The sequence below is a fragment of the Paracoccus sediminilitoris genome, from assembly GCF_003259195.1.
Taxonomy (GTDB): Bacteria; Pseudomonadota; Alphaproteobacteria; order Rhodobacterales; family Rhodobacteraceae; genus Paracoccus; species Paracoccus sediminilitoris.
In genome coordinates this window covers 57,389-76,333 of sequence record NZ_QJPK01000004.1, presented here as the reverse complement: position 1 = coordinate 76,333, position 18,945 = coordinate 57,389, and the positions used below count along the sequence as shown (strand labels likewise).

General features: G+C 66.0%; 21 protein-coding genes. 14 read left to right on the top strand and 7 right to left on the bottom strand.

Translation table 11 applies throughout. From position 1 onward, the window contains the following. Nucleotides 1-3: 3 nt before the first annotated feature. From DKT70_RS06895 to DKT70_RS06880, 4 genes are read left to right on the top strand one after another with little or no spacing between them, the layout of a single operon-like run. Nucleotides 4-1,020, top strand: a complete 1,017-nt coding sequence (locus DKT70_RS06895; RefSeq protein WP_158529964.1) for an acyl-CoA dehydrogenase family protein — start codon at nucleotides 4-6, stop codon at nucleotides 1,018-1,020. A gap of 1 nt (nucleotide 1,021) precedes the next feature. Next, nucleotides 1,022-1,429, top strand: coding sequence for a PaaI family thioesterase (locus DKT70_RS06890; protein WP_111558449.1), 408 nt, complete (start codon nucleotides 1,022-1,024; stop codon nucleotides 1,427-1,429). Continuing rightward, nucleotides 1,426-2,223 carry an oxepin-CoA hydrolase, alternative type gene (locus DKT70_RS06885; protein WP_111558448.1) on the top strand — a complete coding sequence of 266 codons (798 nt, stop codon included), beginning with the start codon at nucleotides 1,426-1,428 and terminating at the stop codon, nucleotides 2,221-2,223. Before DKT70_RS06890 ends, DKT70_RS06885 begins: the two co-directional genes overlap by 4 nt. Continuing rightward, the gene (locus tag DKT70_RS06880) at nucleotides 2,220-3,743 is read left to right on the top strand and encodes a class I adenylate-forming enzyme family protein (RefSeq protein ID WP_111558447.1); all 1,524 of its coding nucleotides are present in this window, start codon (nucleotides 2,220-2,222) and stop codon (nucleotides 3,741-3,743) included. Before DKT70_RS06885 ends, DKT70_RS06880 begins: the two co-directional genes overlap by 4 nt. Here DKT70_RS06880 and DKT70_RS06875 read toward each other — a convergent pair. Continuing rightward, the gene (locus tag DKT70_RS06875; RefSeq protein ID WP_158529962.1) at nucleotides 3,740-4,495 is read right to left on the bottom strand and encodes a GntR family transcriptional regulator; all 756 of its coding nucleotides are present in this window, start codon (nucleotides 4,493-4,495) and stop codon (nucleotides 3,740-3,742) included. The two genes, DKT70_RS06880 and DKT70_RS06875, sit on opposite strands and share 4 nt — an antisense overlap. Nucleotides 4,496-4,687: 192 nt before the next feature. On the opposite strand from DKT70_RS06875, the gene DKT70_RS06870 reads away from it, so the two are divergent. The 5 genes from DKT70_RS06870 to DKT70_RS06850 all read left to right on the top strand — a co-directional run bounded on the left by DKT70_RS06870 (nucleotide 4,688) and on the right by DKT70_RS06850 (nucleotide 9,976). Further along, nucleotides 4,688-5,893, top strand: a complete 1,206-nt coding sequence (locus tag DKT70_RS06870; protein WP_111558544.1) for an MFS transporter — start codon at nucleotides 4,688-4,690, stop codon at nucleotides 5,891-5,893. A gap of 4 nt (nucleotides 5,894-5,897) precedes the next feature. Next, on the top strand, nucleotides 5,898-7,625 hold the full coding sequence (locus DKT70_RS06865; protein WP_111558445.1) for a glycosyl transferase family 90: 1,728 nt from the start codon (nucleotides 5,898-5,900) through the stop codon (nucleotides 7,623-7,625). A 20-nt stretch (nucleotides 7,626-7,645) separates the two neighbouring features. Next, nucleotides 7,646-8,125: an ureidoglycolate lyase gene (locus DKT70_RS06860; RefSeq protein WP_111558444.1), complete on the top strand. Its 480-nt coding sequence runs from the start codon at nucleotides 7,646-7,648 to the stop codon at nucleotides 8,123-8,125. Beyond that, entirely contained in the window at nucleotides 8,122-8,754 is a 633-nt protein-coding gene (locus DKT70_RS06855) for a ribonuclease HII (protein ID WP_111558443.1), read from the top strand. Before DKT70_RS06860 ends, DKT70_RS06855 begins: the two co-directional genes overlap by 4 nt. 88 nt (nucleotides 8,755-8,842) lie before the next feature. After that, nucleotides 8,843-9,976, top strand: coding sequence for a site-specific DNA-methyltransferase (locus DKT70_RS06850; protein ID WP_111558442.1), 1,134 nt, complete (start codon nucleotides 8,843-8,845; stop codon nucleotides 9,974-9,976). A gap of 81 nt (nucleotides 9,977-10,057) precedes the next feature. Here the strand turns inward: DKT70_RS06850 and DKT70_RS06845 are convergent, their stop codons facing one another. Next, nucleotides 10,058-10,519 (bottom strand): Lrp/AsnC family transcriptional regulator, encoded by a 462-nt coding sequence (locus DKT70_RS06845; protein WP_072295970.1) that lies wholly within the window; start codon nucleotides 10,517-10,519, stop codon nucleotides 10,058-10,060. A 136-nt stretch (nucleotides 10,520-10,655) separates the two neighbouring features. On the opposite strand from DKT70_RS06845, the gene ald reads away from it, so the two are divergent. After that, nucleotides 10,656-11,774 carry an alanine dehydrogenase gene (ald, locus tag DKT70_RS06840; protein WP_111558441.1) on the top strand — a complete coding sequence of 373 codons (1,119 nt, stop codon included), beginning with the start codon at nucleotides 10,656-10,658 and terminating at the stop codon, nucleotides 11,772-11,774. A gap of 57 nt (nucleotides 11,775-11,831) precedes the next feature. Here ald and mscL read toward each other — a convergent pair whose 3' ends face one another. The 4 genes from mscL to DKT70_RS06820 all read right to left on the bottom strand — a co-directional run bounded on the left by mscL (nucleotide 11,832) and on the right by DKT70_RS06820 (nucleotide 14,662). Continuing rightward, nucleotides 11,832-12,266: a large conductance mechanosensitive channel protein MscL gene (gene mscL, locus DKT70_RS06835; protein ID WP_111558440.1), complete on the bottom strand. Its 435-nt coding sequence runs from the start codon at nucleotides 12,264-12,266 to the stop codon at nucleotides 11,832-11,834. Nucleotides 12,267-12,363: 97 nt separating this feature from the next. Then, entirely contained in the window at nucleotides 12,364-13,476 is a 1,113-nt protein-coding gene (locus DKT70_RS06830; protein ID WP_111558439.1) for a CaiB/BaiF CoA transferase family protein, read from the bottom strand. Beyond that, nucleotides 13,473-14,102 carry a DsbA family protein gene (locus tag DKT70_RS06825; RefSeq protein WP_111558438.1) on the bottom strand — a complete coding sequence of 210 codons (630 nt, stop codon included), beginning with the start codon at nucleotides 14,100-14,102 and terminating at the stop codon, nucleotides 13,473-13,475. Before DKT70_RS06825 ends, DKT70_RS06830 begins: the two co-directional genes overlap by 4 nt. Before the next feature lie 26 nt (nucleotides 14,103-14,128). Next, nucleotides 14,129-14,662 carry a DUF721 domain-containing protein gene (locus tag DKT70_RS06820; protein WP_111558437.1) on the bottom strand — a complete coding sequence of 178 codons (534 nt, stop codon included), beginning with the start codon at nucleotides 14,660-14,662 and terminating at the stop codon, nucleotides 14,129-14,131. Between the two features lie 103 nt (nucleotides 14,663-14,765). Between DKT70_RS06820 and DKT70_RS06815 the strand changes: the two genes are divergently transcribed. Both DKT70_RS06815 and DKT70_RS06810 read left to right on the top strand, forming a co-directional pair. Beyond that, nucleotides 14,766-15,773 carry an A/G-specific adenine glycosylase gene (locus tag DKT70_RS06815; protein ID WP_233490467.1) on the top strand — a complete coding sequence of 336 codons (1,008 nt, stop codon included), beginning with the start codon at nucleotides 14,766-14,768 and terminating at the stop codon, nucleotides 15,771-15,773. Nucleotides 15,774-15,783: 10 nt separating this feature from the next. Further along, entirely contained in the window at nucleotides 15,784-16,923 is a 1,140-nt protein-coding gene (locus DKT70_RS06810; protein ID WP_111558436.1) for an alkane 1-monooxygenase, read from the top strand. Nucleotides 16,924-16,988: 65 nt separating this feature from the next. Here DKT70_RS06810 and rpsU read toward each other — a convergent pair whose 3' ends face one another. Next, nucleotides 16,989-17,195 (bottom strand): 30S ribosomal protein S21, encoded by a 207-nt coding sequence (gene rpsU / locus DKT70_RS06805; protein ID WP_022705914.1) that lies wholly within the window; start codon nucleotides 17,193-17,195, stop codon nucleotides 16,989-16,991. 92 nt (nucleotides 17,196-17,287) lie between these two features. Here rpsU and DKT70_RS06800 point away from each other — a divergent pair, with 92 nt between their 5' ends. Beyond that, a complete protein-coding gene (locus DKT70_RS06800; protein ID WP_111558435.1) occupies nucleotides 17,288-17,941 on the top strand; it encodes a COQ9 family protein in 654 nt (217 codons plus the stop codon). 9 nt (nucleotides 17,942-17,950) lie between these two features. Beyond that, complete coding sequence (locus DKT70_RS06795) at nucleotides 17,951-18,943, top strand: NAD(P)H-quinone oxidoreductase (protein ID WP_111558434.1); 993 nt, start codon at nucleotides 17,951-17,953, stop codon at nucleotides 18,941-18,943. Nucleotides 18,944-18,945: the final 2 nt, after the last annotated feature.

The window sequence follows — 18,945 nt, the reverse complement described above, 5'->3', positions numbered from 1 at the left end:
GCGATGGATTTTGCGCTTTCCGATGAACACCGCATGCTTCAGGACACGCTGCGCGGGTTGCTGACCCGCCATCAGGGCGACGACCTGTGGCCCGCGCTGGCCGAGGCCGGCGTCATCGGCGCCCTGCTGACGGAAGATGAGGGCGGCTTTGACGGCAGCGGTGCGGCCATCGCCCTGACCTTCGAGGAACTGGGCCGCGCGGGCGCCAGCCTCCCGCTGGTCGCGGCGATGATCGGGGCATCCGTCCTGGCCGCGGCGGGGCAGGGCGATCTGGCGGCCGAGGTGGCCGAGGGCACCGCGCGCGTGGCCTTCGCCGATGCCGAGCCCGGTACGCGATACGATCGCGGCGTGGCGATCCGCGCCGAGGGCGACAGCCTGACGGGCCGCAAGACCATGGTGGCCGGGGCCGAGGATGCCCGCGCCATCATCGTCACCACCGCCGATGCGCTGTGGCTGGTTGATGCCAATGCCTCGGGGCTGACGCTGAACGCCTATCCGCTGATGGAAGGCGGACGCGGCGCCGATCTGACCTTCGAGGCCACCCCCGCCACCCGCCTTGGCGCGCTGTCCGATTTCGGCGGTGCCCTGTCGCGCGGCGTGCTGGGCCATTCGGCCTTTGCACTGGGCGGCATCATCGCGGCGACCGAGCTGACGCTGGATTACCTGAAAACCCGCAAGCAGTTCGGCCGCGCGATCCTGGAATTCCAGGCGCTGGCCCATCGCGTCGCCGACATGGCGGTCGAGGTCGAACAGGCCCGTTCCGCCGTCACCAATCTGTCCGGGCACCTGACCGCCGATCCGGCCATCCGCGACCGCCACGTGCAGGCCTGCAAGGCGACCGTGGGCCGCGTCGCCCGCTTGGTGGCCGAGGAATCGGTTCAGCTGCATGGCGGCATCGGCATGACCGAGGAATACGCCCTTGCAGGCATGATCCGCCGCCTGCTGGCCGCCGATACGGCGATGGGAGATGCCGATTACCATCTGGAGCGGTTTGCGCTTGGCGAACCGGTTTGGGGCTGAGATGGGCGTGATCCGCGACGAAACGGGCACGCAGCGGCTGTTGGGATATGTGCTGGACGTGGGCGGCGATGATCGCCGCGCCCGGTGCAGCCTGGATCTGGACGACCGCCACCTGAACCGCCAGGACATCCTGCATGGCGGGATCGCAGCGACGCTGCTGGACAATGCGATGGGGGCGACGGCCAGCCTGTCGGTCGATGACACTGGCCGGCATCCCTTCACCACGCTGGCCCTGACGGTGAACTATCTGGCGCCGGGACGGCCGGGCCAGGTTCAGGCCATCGGGCGCATCACCGGGGGCGGCAGCAGCACCTTGTTTGTCGAGGGCGAATTGCGCCATCAGGACGGCACGCTGATCGCCACCGCGACCGGCGTGTTCCGCAAGTCCAGACCCCCGGAGGCCCGATGAACCCTCATTGTGAAATCAGCGATCTTGGCGACCGCCTTGTCGTCGAGAACCGCAACGCCGCGCGGCGCAACGCGCTGACCCATGAATTCTATGACGGCCTGCACGAGGCGTTGCAGATGGCCGCCGAACAGCCGCGCATCGGGGCCGTGATCCTGATGGGCGAGGGAGACTTCTTCTGCGCCGGGGGCGATCTGAATGCCCTGATCACCGCCCAGCAGATGGACGAGGATCAGCGCCGCGCCCGGATCGACGCGCTGAACGACCTGATCCGCGCCGTCGTGCATTGCCCGCGCCCCGTCATCGCCGTGGTCGAAGGCGGTGCGGCGGGTGCCGGCCTGTCGCTGGCGCTGGCCTGCGACATGGTGATTTCCGCGCATGACGCCAAGTTCACCGCCGCCTATGTGAACGCGGGGCTGGTGCCCGATGGCGGGCTGACCGCCGCATTGGGGGCTGCCCTGCCGCCGCAGATCGCCGCCGAGATGTGCCTGACCGGCCAGCCCGTCACCGCCGGACGCCTGCACGCCCTTGGCGTCGTGAACCAGCTGACCGAACCCGGCGAGGCGATCATGGCCGCCATGGCCATGGCCGACCGCCTGGCCCAAGGTCCCGCCGAGGCGCAGGCCGCGATCAAGCGCTTGCTGACTGGCTGGCGCGCCACCGCCTTCGAGGCGCAGCTGGCGGCCGAACGCGATGCCATGGCCCATGCCCTGGCCGCCCGCGAGGCCGGCGAAGGCATCAGCGCCTTCTTGGCCAAGCGCCCCCCCGATTTCCGCAGATTGCGCGAGGCGACATGACGACACCGACACGTATCCACCACCTGCTGGACCAGAGTCTGGCCGACCATGCCGACCGTCCCGCCCTGCGCGACGGAACGGGCGACGCGCTGAGCTATGCCCAGCTGGACGGCCGCATTGAACAGGCCATCGGCGAATTGCGCGCCCTTGGCGTGCGGCCCGGCGACAGGTTGGTGATCGTGTCGGAAAATTCGGTCTCGATCCCCGTGCTGCTGATGGCGACCAGCCGGATGGATGCGGTGTCGGTACCGGTCAATGCGCGGATGACGGGGCCGGAACTGGCCAAGATCGTGGACCACACCGACCCGCGGCTGGTGATCTATCTGTCCGATGTCAGCGAACCGGCGTTGGCCCATGCGATGGCGGCAAAGGCAGCGCCCACCCCGATCGGCGGCGCCATTCTGCACGTCGGCGCCGCCCGCGACTGCACGCCCGAGCCCGTCGTGGCGGGCGGTGACATGACGGCGGTGATTCTCTATACCACTGGCACGACGGGCATGCCCAAGGGCGTGATGCTGAGCCACGGGAACCTTGTCTTCGGGGGGATGTCGTCGGCCAAGCTGCGGCGGATCGTGCCGTCGGACCTGATCTATGGCGTGCTGCCGATGACGCATGTCTTCGGGCTGACCTCGATGCTCTGTGCGGGGATCGGCAAGGCGGCGCAGATCTGGCTGGTGCCGCGCTTTTCGGCGGCCGCCGTGCTGGACGCACTGCAGGCGGGCGTCACCGTCCTGCCCGCCGTCCCGCAGATGCATGCTGCCATCATGGCCGAGGCCGCCGCACGCGGCATGACCCGTCTGATGGGACCCCTGCGCTATGTCAGCAGCGGTGCGGCCCCCCTTGACCCGGATTGGAAACGCCGGGCCGAGGCCTTTTATGGCATCGCCCTGCAGAACGGTTACGGCATGACCGAAACCACGGCGGGCGTCACCATCACCGACAATGGCATCGGTGATCCCGATCCGTCGGCCGGGCATCCCCTGCCGGGCGTCGAGATCCGCCTGGACGAAACGGTCGGACGCGAACCCGGCACGGGCGAGGTTCTGACCCGCGGCCGGCATGTGATGCTGGGTTATTTCCGCAACCCCGAGGCCACGGCCCAGGTGCTGGACGATCAGGGCTTCATGCATACCGGCGATCTGGGCCGCCTTGATCCGCAGGGCCGGCTGCACATCGTCGGGCGCTGCAAGGAGCTGATCATTCGAGGCGGTTTCAACGTTTATCCCCCCGAGGTCGAGGCCGCGTTGAACGATCACCCGGCCGTCCTGCAGACGGCGGTCATCGGGCGCAAGCGCGATGGCGGGGATGAGGAGGTTCTGGCTTTCTGCCAGCTGCTGCAGGAAGGCGGCACCACCGCCGAGGCGCTTGCCGCCCATGCGGCCGAGCGATTGTCAGCCTATAAGCGGCCGACGCATATCCTGCTGGTGGGCCCCCTGCCGGCGGCCGCGACGGGAAAGGTGCTGAAGCACAAGTTGATGGAGCACTTTGCCGATCTGCTGAAATCCGGCAAAGTCAGCTAATCATCGAAGACCAGCCGATGCTGGGGCGGATAGAATTGCCGCGCAAAGCTGACCGGCACCGCATCCATCGAATTCACGCGCTCGATCGCAAGGACGGGCGTGCCGCATTCCAGCCCCAGGCTGGCGGCGCAGGCGCCTGACGCCTCGTCGGCAAGGATCGTGAAGCGGGTCTGCTGGACGGGAAGATGGCGGGTCAGCCATTCCTGCGGCGGCTCGGTCGCGAATAGCTTGGGGTCGGGCAGATCGACGGCTTGGGGGTTCAGCCAGATCGCCTCGCAGCAATAGGGTTCGCCATTGGCCATATAACGTGTCTTGACCTGCATCAGGACATGGCCTTGATCGACCTGCAGCGCGCGCATCGCGCCCTCGGTTCCGGTGAGCATCTCGACCTCGATAAGGGCATAAAGATATTCCGCGCCGAGCGCTTCGATCTCGTCGCGGATGACCGGCAGGCTCAGCGTGGTGCGGCGGGAAGAGGTTGACGCGACCCTGGTACCGACTTTGCGGCGCCGCTGGATGATGCCGCTATTGGCCAGTTCGCGCAACGCCCGGTTGACCGTTGCGCGGGCGCATCCCATCTCGATCGCCAGATCCTGTTCGGTCGGGATGAGGGCGCCGGGCGGCCATTCGCCGGATTTGATGCGGGCCAGGACATCCGCCCTGATGGCCTGCCACGTGTTCAGCCGCTTTTTTGGATGATTCGAAGACCGGGATTTCAGCGAGGAAGACGATTCGTGGTTCACAATAAGCATCCCGAACATAAAATGAGATGGAGGGCACATTTAAAAAATCGCTAGACCTCAAATGTTACCTTAAAGACCCCAAAATAGACAAGACATATCGTCGCACTTGCACAAAAAGCGGTTTTAGTCCAAGATAATTGCATTTTTATTTTTAAATGCTGCGCGATACCTTGCGCTCTGCACAGGATCGGAGGCGGCATGATGCAGCAGGCGAAAACCCCCGTCGCGGGCATTGCGGGATTTGGTTCACCCACCGCCTGGGGCATTCTTCTGGCGATCAGCCTGTGCCACATGATCAATGACGTGATGCAGTCCATGCTGTCGGCGATCTATCCGCTGCTGCGTAATGAATTCGACCTCAGCTATGCCCAGATCGGGGTGATGACGTTCGCCTTCCAGTTGACCGCATCGCTTCTGCAGCCGCTGATCGGCATCGCGACCGATCGGCGTCCCCAGCCCCGGTCGCTGCCCCTTGGGATGGGGTCGACCTGCTGCGGGGTGTTGCTGCTGGCCTTCGCGACACATTACCAGATGTTGCTGGTGGGTGCGATGATGATCGGCATCGGCTCGGCGGTGTTCCATCCCGAAAGTTCGCGCGTGGCGCGGTTGGCGTCAGGGGGGCGGTTCGGCACGGCGCAGTCGCTGTTCCAGTTGGGCGGCAATTTCGGCCAGTCGCTGGGGCCCTTGTTGGCGGCCTTCATCGTGGTGCCGCTGGGGCGTTCCGCGGTGGCTTGGTTCGCAGTGGCCGCGGCCCTGGGCGCCGCGATGCTGTGGCATGTGGGGGCTTGGGCCGAGGATCGCCGCAAAGCCAGCGCCGCCCGCCCCGACACAACCCTGCGCCTGCCCCGGCCGGTCGTCATGCGGGCCATCCTGGTGCTGACGATCCTGGTATTCACCAAGAACATCTATACCGCATCCATGAGCAGTTATTTCACCTTCTTCACCATCGAGAAATTTGGCCTTGGCACCCAGGCGTCCCAGATCATGCTGTTCCTGTTCCTGCTGGGCATGGCGGGGGGTGTCATGCTGGGCGGGATCATCGGCGACCGAGTTGGGCCGCTGACAGTGATCTGGGTGTCGATCCTGGGGGTGCTGCCCTTTACGCTGGCGCTGCCGCATGTCGGGCAGCAGGCCACGGGCGCGCTGGCGGTGGTGATCGGGCTGATCCTGGCCTCGGCCTTTCCGGCGATCGTGGTCTTTGCCCAGGAACTGGTGCCGGGGCGGACGGGGACCATCGCGGGGATCTTCTTCGGGTTCTCCTTCGGCATGGGCGGGATCGCCGCGGCGGCGCTTGGCCTGCTGGCCGATCGCATCGGCATCCAGATCGTCTTCCAGCTCTGCTCGGTCCTGCCGGTGCTGGGCCTGCTGACCATCCTGCTGCCACGGCGCGCGCAGATGGCACATTAGGGCGATGCCCAAGCCTGTCTTCATCCATATCGGCCCCGACGGCGTGGCCGATGAGGCGCTGGTGCAACTGTTCGCGGCCAACGGCTACAAGACCGTCTGCCACGAAAAGGGCGCCCTGGCGTCCGAGATCATCTTTGCCGAAAGCCGCGAACAGCGCCCTTTGCGCCAACGTCCGGGCATCCGCCTGTTCGCGGGGCTGTGGCGGGCCGTCCCCCATTGGCGCCCCCCGTTGGAGGCATGGCGCTGCTTTGCGCATCTGGCCCGGCGGATCCCCCATGCCCACTTCATCCTGACGCGCCCCGATCCCGACCAATGGGTGATCGAACGCCTGACCCGCGACGAAGGCGCCGTCGCGCGCTGTCACGCCTTTCACCGCAATGTCGACGAACTGGCCCTACCGGATCTGTGGCAGGCGGAACTGGCGGCGCATCAGCGCGCGGTGCTGGATCATTTCGGCGATGATCCCCGGCTGATCGTGGTCGATCTGCCGCAGAACGACCCCGCGACGCTGGCCGCCCGGATCGATCCGATGCTGCCGATGCCGCACCCGCCTTTCGCGCAATGGCCCGCCCGCGCGGGGTCGCCGATCGAAACGGCGATGCTGGCCTTGTACGACCGCGCACAGGACCGTCCCCGGGCCCCCAAGGATTGGGCCGCCGATGTCGCCGCGTTCTGCCTGCAGGGTGGGCGGCCTGGTCCGGGTGGCGGCACGCAGGGGTTTTCGGGATATGCCTGCACATGGGATGGCGGGCCGCTGGTCCATGATCCGGTCATGGGCGGCGTGCGCCAGGTTGCGGTGCACACCCCGCAGGGCGGCACCCCCGTCGCCACCGGCCCCGAAGGGCGCCACTTCAAGGTCATCCGCGCCGAGGGCGTCATCAACGACATCCTGCGCCTTGGCCGCCGCGATCCGGTCTGCATCGACATGGAGGATTCGCGCTGGATGGGATCGCCGCAGGGGGCGGCCCCGGATCGGCCTGTGCTGTGTCACAACCGGCGCGCTGGCGCGGTGGGGCCGGTCCTGTGGCCCTTGCCCGACCAGCACGCGATCGGGTTGGCGGGCTTTGACCCGGCCGCCGCCCCCGACCCGACCAACTTTGACGACAAGGAGGATCAGATCGTCTGGCGGGGCATGATCTCGGGGAATGAGATGCGCGAGGGCGTGCGCCCCGGCCCCGCATCCCATGTCTGGCTGGCGCAGCTGTTGAAGGTGGGCGAGGATGCGGATGCACGCGACGCGGCATGGCAGGGCCTGTGCCGCACCAGCCGTCTGAACTTCGTGCAACGTTTCATGGGTCATCCCGATTTCGACATCGGCGTGGTGATGGCCTTTGCCTATCGCCATTTCGCCCAGGACCCGCTACTGGCGCCTTATTGCGGGCCAAGGCGGGGGCGGACCTTTTTCCAGCGCTTCCGGTACCAGCTGTGCCTGACCGGATATGATCACGGGTCGAACTTCATCTCGGCGCTGGACAGCCAGTCGGTGCTGTTCGCCGAAGATGACGGCTGGCAGGTCTTTTATTCCGGTCGCTTTCGCCCTTGGGAACATTTCATCCCGGTCGCGCGCCATGGCACCGACATCCTGGACAAGCTGGACTGGGCGCGGTCCCATCCAGCCGAATGCAAGGCCATGTCCCGTGCCGCCCGGACCGAGGCCGCCCATCTGCGCGACGCCCACGCGCGCCGGCAGATGATGACGCATATCCTCGACGGGCTGGCCGGGGCGCGATAGACCGCCGACAGGAGAATGTCATGACCCAGATCCGCATCGAACCCCTGACCGCCGACGCCTTCGCCCCCTTTGGCGATGTGCTGGCCCCGAAACCCGCGCCCGATCGCATGATCAATGCGGGGCGCTGCGAACGCCACCACGCGCTGGCCACCGTCGAACGCCACGGCGGCGAAGCCATCATCAGCATCTTCCGGTCCGATCCGGTCAGCCTGCCTTATGAATGCGCGCTGCTGGAACGCCATCCGTTCGGGTCGCAGGCCTTCATGCCGATGGGGCAGGGGGCGTGGCTGTCGGTGGTGGCCCCGGACGTGGATGGCCACCCCGGCACGCCGCGCGGTTTCCTGGTGCCGTCGGGCGTGGGGGTGAACCTGCGCGCCGGCGTCTGGCACGGGGTGCTGACGCCGCTGGACCACGCCGCCGATTTCCTGGTCGTCGACCGCGAGGGGGACGGCGTGAACCTGCAGGAGGTGACCATCCCGCCGGTGGTCTTCTACCGATGAGCGGCCCCGATTTCAGCTTTGAGGCCGCGGCCATCGCGCGGGGCGCGCGCCACGTCGCCGGCGTGGACGAGGTCGGGCGCGGTCCCCTGTGCGGCCCGGTGACGGCGGCGGCGGTCATTCTGGACCCGGACATGATCCCCCCCGGCCTGAACGATTCCAAGAAGCTGTCGGCCAAACGCCGAAACGAGCTGTTCGACTGGCTGACGCAGAATTGCGACTGGTCGGTGGCCCATGTCGGCGTCGAGGAGATCGACCGCCTGAACATCTATCACGCCTCGCATCTGGCGATGTGCCGGGCGGTGGCGGGGTTGAAACAGCGGCCTGATCACGTGTTGGTCGATGGAAACAAGCTGCCGCGCGACCTGGGCCTGCCTGCCGAAGCCATCGTCAAGGGTGACGCGCGTAGCGTGACGATCGCCGCGGCGTCCATCCTGGCGAAGGTCCTGCGCGACCGCATCATGGAGGATTTGGCGCAACACTATCCCGGTTACGGGTGGGAGGTGAACGCCGGATACCCCACCCCGGCGCATAAAAAGGCGCTGCTGGACTTGGGCGTGACCCCACATCATCGGCGCAGCTTCAAGCCTGTCCACAACATCTTGTGTAAATCCCCGCTGCCAAGCAATTGATTCAAAAAACAAATTGACGCCGATTCTCGTCTGAATCATTTTGAGGGATCACCAGATCGGTCAAAGCCGGCGTTCCCAGAGGCAGAAAATGACGAAAACCAGAAGCTCGCGCGCGGATTCCGTGCCGCCGTCGCTGCCGCTAAACCAAATTCTGGCCGGCGACTGCATCGAGGTGATGAATGCCCTGCCCGAGGCCAGCGTCGACCTGATTTTCGCCGATCCGCCCTATAACCTGCAGCTGAAGGGCGATCTGCACCGGCCCGACAATTCCAAGGTCGACGCGGTCGACGACCATTGGGACCAGTTCGCCAGCTTTGCCATCTATGACGCCTTCACCCGCGACTGGCTGGCCGCCGCGCGCCGCCTGCTGAAGCCCAACGGGGCAATCTGGGTGATCGGCAGCTATCACAACATCTTTCGCGTCGGCGCCGAGATTCAGAACCAGGGCTTCTGGATCATGAACGACGTGATCTGGCGCAAGTCGAACCCGATGCCGAATTTCCGCGGCAAGCGCCTGACCAACGCGCATGAGACGCTGATCTGGGCCGCCAAGTCCGAGACGTCGAAATACACCTTCAACTACGAGGCGCTGAAATCGCTGAACGAGGGTACGCAGATGCGCAGCGATTGGGTCATCCCGATCTGCAATGGCGGCGAAAGGCTGAAGGACGGCAAGGGCGACAAGGCCCACCCGACCCAGAAGCCCGAGGCACTGCTGCACCGCGTCATCATCGGCACGACCAATCCCGGCGATGTGGTGCTGGACCCGTTCTTCGGCACCGGCACCACGGGCGCGGTCGCCAAGATGCTGGGCCGCGACTTCATCGGGATCGAGCGCGAGGAGGCCTATCGCGAGGCGGCGACCAAGCGTCTGGAACGCACCCGCCGCCTGGATGCCGAGGTGATCGCGACCACGCGCGCCAAGCGGGCCGAACCGCGCATCCCCTTCGGCCAAGTGATCGAACGCGGCATGCTGCGCGCCGGAGAGGAACTGTTTTCACTCGGCAACCGGCACAAGGCCCGCGTGCGTGCCGATGGCAGCCTGATCGGCAATGACGTCAAGGGCAGCATCCATCAGGTGGGGGCTGCGCTGGAAGGCGCGCCCAGCTGCAATGGCTGGACCTATTGGCATTTCCGGCGCGAGGGCAAGATGATCCCGCTGGACATCCTGCGCCAGCAGATCCGCGCCGAAATGGAGGGCGACACCGCCCGCCCGAACTGAGCCATTCCCGTTCGCCGACGCCCCGCATCTGCCATTCTGGCGGGGCCACCTTGACCCGCCATCTCCGGATGGCGGGTCCTTTCAGACCGGGATAGCGGTGGTGCGGAAGACGGTCCGCAGGGCAAAGCTGGAATGCATCTGCGCCACGCCCGGCAGGCGCGACAGGTGCTGGCGGTGGATGCGGGCGAAATCGTCGGTATCCTCGACCACGATCTTCAGCAGATAATCCGCCGTGCCCGCCATCAGGTGGCATTCCAGCACGTCGGGAATGGCACGCACGCCCTTTTCGAAGGCGTCCAGAACCTCGTCCGCTTGGCCCGAAAGGGTGATTTCGACGAAGACGGTCGTCTGGCGGCGCAGCGCCCGCGCATCCAGCAATGCGACATAGCCCGAGATGACGCCCGCCTCCTCCAGCCGCTGCACGCGGCGGTGGCAGGCCGATGGCGACAGGTGAACGCGCAGCGCCAGTTCGGCATTGCTGATTCGCCCTTCGGATTGCAGAAGGGCAAGGATTCGTCGGTCTATTGCGTCAAGTTCGGCCATGGCCGCAGGTTCTTCGATAAGGGCAGGGCATTCCAGTGGAATCTTCGCGCGTTGTCGCCATATGGGCCACAGCTTCGCAGCACATTCGCGCGGCTTCGTCGCAGGATGGATCATCAAGAACTCTGGGAGGAGTGCCATGAAGATCGGATGCCCCAAGGAAATCAAGCCGCAGGAATTCCGCGTCGGCCTGACCCCCGCCGCCGCGACCGAGGCCGTGGGCCGCGGTCACCAGGTGCTGGTCCAGACCGGCGCCGGGATCGGTGCGGGCTTCACCGACGAGGATTACCTGAAAGCCGGCGCAAAGATCGCGCCCGACGCGGCTTCGGTATTTGACGCAGCGGATCTGGTCATCAAGGTCAAGGAACCGCAGGCGGGTGAACGCAAGATGCTGCGCAAGGGCCAGATCCTGTTCACCTATCTGCACCTTGCGCCCGATGCCGACCAAACCCGCGACCTGCTGGACAGCGGCGTCACTGCCATCGCCTATGAGACCGTGACCGATGCGCGCGGCGGGCTGCCGCTGCTGGCGCCCATGTCCGAGGTCGCGGGCCGTCTGGCCCCGCAGGTCGGGTCCTGGGCCTTGCAAAAGGCCAATGGCGGGCGGGGCGTTCTGATGGGAGGCGTGCCGGGCGTGCGTCCTGCGAATGTCGTCATCATCGGCGGCGGCGTCGTCGGTGCGGCGGCGGCCCGTGTGGCTGTCGGGATGGGGGCGAACGTGACGGTCATGGACCGGTCGGTGCCGCGGCTATCCTATCTGGACGACATCTTCATGGGCAAGCTGACCACGCAATTCGCCAGCGCCGCCGCGACCGAGGCCGCCATCACGACCGCCGACATGGTGATCGGCGCGGTGCTGATCCCCGGTGCCGCCGCGCCCAAGCTAGTCGGCCGCGCGCAGCTGTCGCTGATGCCGCAGGGTTCGGTGCTGGTGGACGTGGCCATCGACCAGGGCGGCTGTTTTGAAACCTCGCGTGCCACGACCCACCAGGACCCGATCTATGAGGTCGACGGGATCGTGCATTACTGCGTGGCGAATATGCCGGGCGCCGTGGCCCGCACCGCCACGCAGGCCCTTGGCAACGTCACCATGCCGCATCTGCTGGCCTTGGCCGACAAGGGATGGCGTCAGGCGATCACCGATGACCCGCATCTGCGCGCTGGCCTGTCCACGCATGAGGGGCAGCTGACATCCGTCCCGGTGGGGCAGGCCCTGGGGCTGGACGCGATCACGCCGGAAGCCCTGTTGGATCAGTGATGTTAAGGGATCGCGTCGCGTCATGCGGCGCGGCCCCCTGCCGGTCGGATGACCTGATCAGGCCCGCGCGGCCAGAAGGTCGCGGATCTGGGCCAGCAGTTCTTCCTGGCTGGGGCCGGCGGGGGCTTCCTCGGCGGCCTCTTTGGCCGGGACGATGCGCGATTGCAGCTTGTTGACCAAGCGCACGATCAGAAAGACCACCCAGGCGATGATCAGGAAGTTGAGGACCGCCATGGCGAAGGCGCCGTAGGCGAAGATGGCCGCGCCGGATGTGCGCGCGACCTCGAGGCTGGCACCGGCGGGAACCTCGCCGGACAGGACCACGTATTTGTCGGTGAAATCGACGCCTCCGGTCAGCAAGCCGATGATCGGGTTGATCAGGTCGACCACGACCGAGTTCACGATGGCCGTAAAGGCCGCCCCGATGATGATGCCGACCGCCAATTCGATGACGTTGCCGCGGGCGATGAAGGTCTTGAATTCCGAAAACATGCTGCCCCTGTCCCTGCCAAGCTTCGCGGCGCAATGCCGCACGCGCAGATTGCCGCGACGGCAGGCGGAAATCAACGATCGCGTCGGGAAGGGACCGTCAGTCGTCCTGTCCAAGGCCGGGTGATGCCCGGTCCAGCGACAGTTCCGCATCCGAAAAGGTGATCGGCAGGCGCAGGCCTGGAACGCCCTGGGGATCGATGCGCATCTTGCGGGCGATCACCTGCGGATCGGCAAAGACATCGGCCATGTCGTTGATGGGCCCGGCGGGAATGCCCTGATCCTCCAGCGCGGCCAACAGCCGGTCGCGCGGCCAGGTGACGGTGACCGAATATAGCAGATCGCTGAGCGTGTCGCGGTTGGCGATGCGGTCGGCATTGGTCGCATAAGCCGGGGCATCGGCCAGCGCGGGCAGGCCCAGTACCGTGCAGAGCCTGCGATATTGCGCGTCGTTGCCGGTGGCGATGATGATCCAGCCATCCGCGCAATCGAAGACGGCATAGGGGACCAGATTGGGGTGGGCATTGCCCATCCGCCCCGGCACATTCCCCGTCGTCAGGTAATTCATCGCCTGATTGGCCATGACCGAGGTCGCCACGTCCATCAGCGCCATGTCCACGTGCTGGCCGCGCCCGGTCCGCTGGCGCTGTTGCAGCGCGGCCAGGATGCCGACCGCGGCATAGACGCCGGTTAAGATGTCGGTGACCGCGACGCCGACCTTCTGGGGCTGGCCTGCGGGGTCGCCCGTCACGCTCATCATGCCGGACATGCCCTGGATGATGAAGTCATAGCCTGCGCGATGGGCATAGGGGCCGGTCTGCCCGAACCCCGTCACGCTACAATAGATCAGCCGGGGGTTCAGCGCCGACAGGCTGGCATGGTCCAGCCCGTATTTGGCCAGTCCGCCGACCTTGAAATTCTCGATCAGGATATCGGCATCGGCGACCAGGTCGCGGACCTTCTGCTGCCCCTGCGGGGTCGTGAAATCGGCGATGACCGACTGCTTGCCGCGATTGGCAGCGTGGAAATAGGCGGCACTGCGGTCGCCCTGATGGTCGATGAAGGGCGGCCCCCAACGTCGCGTGTCATCGCCTTGGGGGGATTCGACCTTGATGACCTGCGCGCCCAGATCGGCCAGGATCTGACCGGCCCAGGGGCCGGCCAGAATGCGCGCAAGTTCGACGACCTTCAGGCCGGCCAGTGGTGCTGTCACTGGTCGGCGGCTTCCGTTCCGGTGTCGGCTTCGGCCAGCTTGGAGTCGATGATCTCCTTCATGCTGTCCCAGGCCTGGTTCGGCACGGTCTCGCCGCCGATGATGAAGGTCGGGGTCGCCTGGATATCGTCGGCCTTGGCGTTTTCCTGGAAGGTCGCGATCAGCTGTTCCACCTTGGCGGTGTCGTCCCAGCAGGCGGTCATCTGGTCATCGGTCATGCCGGCCTTCAGGCCGATCTTGCGCAGGTTCGCGGCCACTTCGTCGCCCGAACCGCCCGACAGCCATTCCTGCTGTTCATCGAACAGCATGTCGGCGACGGGATAGAACTTCTCGCCCTCGCCGCAGCGGGCCATGATGCCTGCCCAAAGGCCGGGCTGATCGAAATAGATGTCGCGCTGGACAAACTTGACCTTGCCGGTGTCGATGTAATCCGCCTTCAGCTGCGGAAAGACATCCTTGTGGAAATTGGCGCAATGCCCGCAGGTGAAGCTGGCATATTCGACGATGGTCAGGGGCGCATCCTCGGCGCCCAGGGCGATGTCGGGCAGGGTTTCGGGGGCATCCTGCGCCATCACGGGGGCGGCCAGGGCCAGCGCGAAAACGGTCACGGCAGAGCGGAGAAACATGGGAAGTCCTTTCGGGTCTTGTCGGATCAGGGCTTGCGGGATTGTCTGGTGGCGACGTTCAGGGCCAGCGTGGCCATGGCCTGCGCCAATGTCGGGTCGGTAAACTGCGCGCCGATGCTGTCAGCTTGGGCGACCTTGGTAGGGTCGGGGGCCTTGGGGGGCTTCGGCGCGTGGGAAAAGCTGGCATGGCCTTCGGCAAAGCCGCTGGCGGCGGTCTGGGTCAGGGTGATGCGCTGGATGGCATTATAGCCATAGCAAGCATTCACCTTGTCGCGCAGCGTCGGCAGCTGCATCTCCACCATCGGTGCCATGGGGCCGGTCGTCAGCAGGGTCAGCGTCGCCCCGAAGGCACCGCGGCTGTGGCTGATCTTGACGGGCCGGGTGGCTGCGGCCAGCTGGGGGCCGGCGATCTCGGGCCAATGGGTCAGCAGGCGGGCAACGGCAAAGCCGCGACCCTCAGCCGCCTTCTGGACACGGGTGGCCAGCAGCGATGACGCCGCCTGAAAGCCGCGGCTGCGACGACGGGTCTTGGAATATGTGGGTCCGGGTGCCTGTGCCATCGTTCCATGATCTGTTATCACGCCCATAGTCTTAGCCAGCCAACGGCAAGGATGAAAGCGCACCCATTCACACGAGGCCACATAATTGCGTGACAGCAAGGTGATCGCAGAAACGCTGCTGGACTGGTACGACCGCCATGCCCGCGTCTTGCCATGGCGCGTGCCGCCGGGGGGCGCGCCCGCCGACCCCTATCGCGTCTGGTTGTCCGAGGTGATGTTGCAACAGACGACCGTGGCTGCCGTCAAGGAATACTTCCTTCGATTTACGCGCATCTGGCCCACCGTCCAGGACCTGGCCGCGGCGCCCGATGCACAGGTGATGGGCGAATGGGCGGGGCTTGGCTATTATGCCCGCGCCCGCAACCTGCTGGCCTGCGCGCGGGCGGTGTGCGAACGCGGCGGTTTTCCCGACACGCGTGAGGGGTTGCGCGAACTGCCGGGGGTGGGGGCCTATACCTCGGCGGCGGTGGCGGCGATCGCCTTCGACCTGCCGGAAACCGTGGTGGACGGCAATGTGGAGCGCGTGGTGTCGCGCCTGTTCGCGGTCCGCACGCCGCTGCCGCGGTCCAAGCCGGAACTGACGGCCCTTGCCGAGACCCTGACGCCCCGAACCCGCCCCGGCGATTACGCGCAGGCGATGATGGATCTTGGCGCCACGATCTGCACCCCGCGCAAGCCCGCCTGCGTCATCTGCCCGCTGTCCGCTTCCTGCGATGCCCGCGCGCAGGGCATCGCCGCCGACCTGCCCGCCAAGACCCCCAAGGCCCCCAAGCCCGAACGCGGCGGCATCGCTTGGATCGCGCGCAGCGGCGACCGCATCCTGCTGGAGGAGCGGCCGGCCAAGGGCTTGCTGGGGGGGACGACGGGCTTCCCCTCGGCGGGGTGGGACGGGCGCGACCTGCCGCCCCCCGGCCCGGCGGATTGGCGCCCCATCGGCGAGGTGCGCCACGTCTTCACCCATTTCAGCCTGACCCTGACGGTGATGATCGGCGATCTGACCGGCAATCCCGAACGCGGCCAGCTGATTCCCCTGCGTCAGATCGACCGCGATGCATTGCCGGGACTGATGCGCAAGGTCTGGGATATGGCGCAAAGCGAAATCGCCGCGTAGCATCGCGGGCATGAGCGATTCACCAGACCGACGCCTTCCCCCCGCCGCTCCTTTCTGGATGTCGGCACTGATGATCCCTCTGGTGGCCTTGGCAGCCATCAGGGGTGGCATGTGGTGGGCGTTGCTGCCGCTCTATGCCTGGTACCTGACCACGGTGCTGGACGGCATCCTTGGGACGAACGACGAGAACCCCGACCCGCAGACTGAAACGGCGCAGCTGTTCTGGCACCGCGCCATCACCATCATCTGGTTTCCGCTGCAATTCGCGGCGATCTTCGGATCGATCTGGTATGTCCGGGCGACGGGCCATCTGTCGGGCTGGGAACAGCTGGGCCTGTTCTTCGGCATCGGCGTCCTGTCGGGCAGCATCGGCATCGTCTATGCCCACGAATTGCTGCACCAGAAGACCGCGCTGGAACGCTGGCTGGGCGATCTGCTGCTGGCCAGCGTGCTTTATTCGCATTTCAGGACGGAACACCTGCTGGTGCATCATTCCTGGGTCTCGACCCCGCGCGATGCTGTTTCGGCCCGCTATAACGAGGGCTTCTATCGGTTCTTCATCCGTGTTCTGGCCGATGGCCCGCGCAGCGCATGGCGGGCTGAAACGCGGATGCTGGCCCGCGCGGGGCGCAGCCCCCTGGACCGGCGCAACCCGTTCTGGCGCTATGCGGCGCTGCAGCTGGCCATGCTGGCGCTGGCGCTGATCCTTGGCGGTTGGGCGGGGCTGGGGCTGTTCGCCTTTCAGGCCTTCATCGCCGTCTGGCAGCTGGAGCTGACGAATTACGTCGAACATTACGGCCTGTCGCGCAAGCATCTGGGGGATGGGCGCTATGAACATATCCTGCCGCGGCACAGCTGGAATGCCAGCCACAAGGCCTCGAACTGGCTGCTGATCAACCTGCAGCGCCATTCGGACCACCATTACAAGCCCGACCGCCGCTTTCCCCTGCTGCAGACCTATGGAAAGGACCAGGCCCCGCAATTGCCGCGCGGCTATCCGACAATGACCTTCATCGCGATGGTGCCGCCGCTGTGGCGCCGCAGGATGAACCCGCTCGTGCGCGCCTGGCGCAAGCAGTTCTATCCCGAGATCACCGATTGGGCCGATTACAACCGCGGTACCCTGCCGATGCCCCGCAATGCGCTGTGATCACAACGTAAAACCCCCGCGACATGGTGCCGCGGGGGTTTTTCGATAACGCTGAACGCGTCGTCTTACAGTGCGCCTTCGCGCTGTGCCTTTTTACGGGCCAGCTTGCGGGCACGGCGGACGGCCTCGGCCTTTTCACGGGCTTTCTTGACCGACGGCTTCTCGAAATGTTGCCGAAGCTTCATTTCACGGAAGACACCTTCGCGCTGAAGTTTCTTCTTCAGGGCGCGGAGCGCTTGCTCGACGTTGTTGTCGCGAACATTGACCTGCATGTGGTTGTCACCACCTTCCTAGGTTAGAGTTGCAAGATTGCAGGAAGCGTCCCCCTAACAGCCGTGGGCGCGTTTGTCCAGATAGGTGTGCCATGACCCAGACCGACCGCGAAGCCCTTCTTGATGCCGCCCTGACCCATGTCCCTTTCGAAGGCATGAACGATATCGCCCTGATGGCGGGCGCCCGCGATATCGGCATGTCGCCCGCGCTGGTGCGGGTGCATTTCCCCCAAGGGGGCGCGGGGCTTGCCGCCGCCTATCACCGGCGCGCGGATCGCAAATTGCAGGAATCGCTGGCCGAATCCCCGCCCGAGGGACGGTTCCGCGACCGCGTGGCCCAGGCCGTCTGGCGCCGGCTGCAACTGGTCGACCCGGAACTGGTGCGGGCGGGCGCATCGACGCTGGCCCTGCCGCAGAACGCCGCCCTTGCCGCGCGGCTGGTCTGGGAAACCGCCGATGTCATCTGGACGGGGCTGGGCGACCGGGCCGATGACGTGAACTGGTATTCCAAGCGGGCGACGCTTTCGGCAGTGATCTCGGCCAGCGTGCTGTTCTGGCTGGGCGACGATTCGCCCGACCATGCCGAAACCCGCGCCTTCATCGACCGCCGCATCGACGGGGTGATGAATTTTGAAACCATCAAGGCGCGTCTGCGTAGTCTGCCGGGGGCCGAGGCGTTGACCAAGGCCGCCTTCGGCTGGATCCGGGCGCCCCGCGCCAAACCGCTGCCCGGCAAGACCCATTAAGGAGAGACCATGTTCCCTGATTCGATGACCGCGATCGAGATCGCCTCGGCCGGCGGCCCTGACGTGCTGCGCAAGGTGACGCGTCCCGTGCCCGTTCCTTGCCACGACCAGATCCTGATCAAGATCGCCTATGCCGGCGTGAACCGTCCCGATTGCCTGCAGCGCGCGGGCGCCTATGCGCCGCCGCCGGGGGCATCCGACCTGCCGGGACTGGAAGCCTCGGGCGAGATCGTGGGCATGGGCGCCGGGGTCACGCGCTGGAAGAAGGGCGAAAAGGTCTGCGCCCTGCTGCCGGGCGGGGGGTATTCCGAATACGCCGTCTGCCACGCCGACCACGCGTTGCGCATCCCCGAGGGCCTGTCGATGAGGGAGGGTGCCTGCCTGCCGGAAACGGCTTTCACCGTCTGGTCGAATGTCGTCCAGCGCGGCCAATTGACAGGCGGGGAACGGTTCCTGGTGCATGGGGGCACGTCCGGCATCGGCATGATGGCCATCCAGATCGCCCATGCGCTTGGCGCGCGCGTCTTTGCCACGGCGGGCAGCGATGACAAATGCAAGGCGGTCGAGGACCTGGGTGCCACGGCCATCAACTACAAGACGCAGGATTTCACCAAAATCCTGACCGGCGCGGGCGGGGCAGACCTGATCCTGGACATGGTGGGCGGCAGCTATATCCCGCGCAACATTGCCAGTCTGGCCAAGGATGGCCGTCTGGTGATGATCGCCTTTTTGGAAGGGCCCAAGGTCGAACTGAATTTTGCCCATATCATGATGAACCGCCTGACCGTGACCGGCTCGACCCTGCGGCCCCAATCCGACGTCGCCAAGGCCGAGATCGCCGACGAGATCCGCAAGAAGCTGTGGCCGATGATCGCCGCAGGTTCGGTGGCGGTGACCATCGACAGCGAATTTGACCTGACAGACGCGGCCGATGCCCATCGCCGGATGGAATCCAGCGGCCATATCGGCAAGATCGTCCTGAAGGTCGCCGAAGCCGACTGATC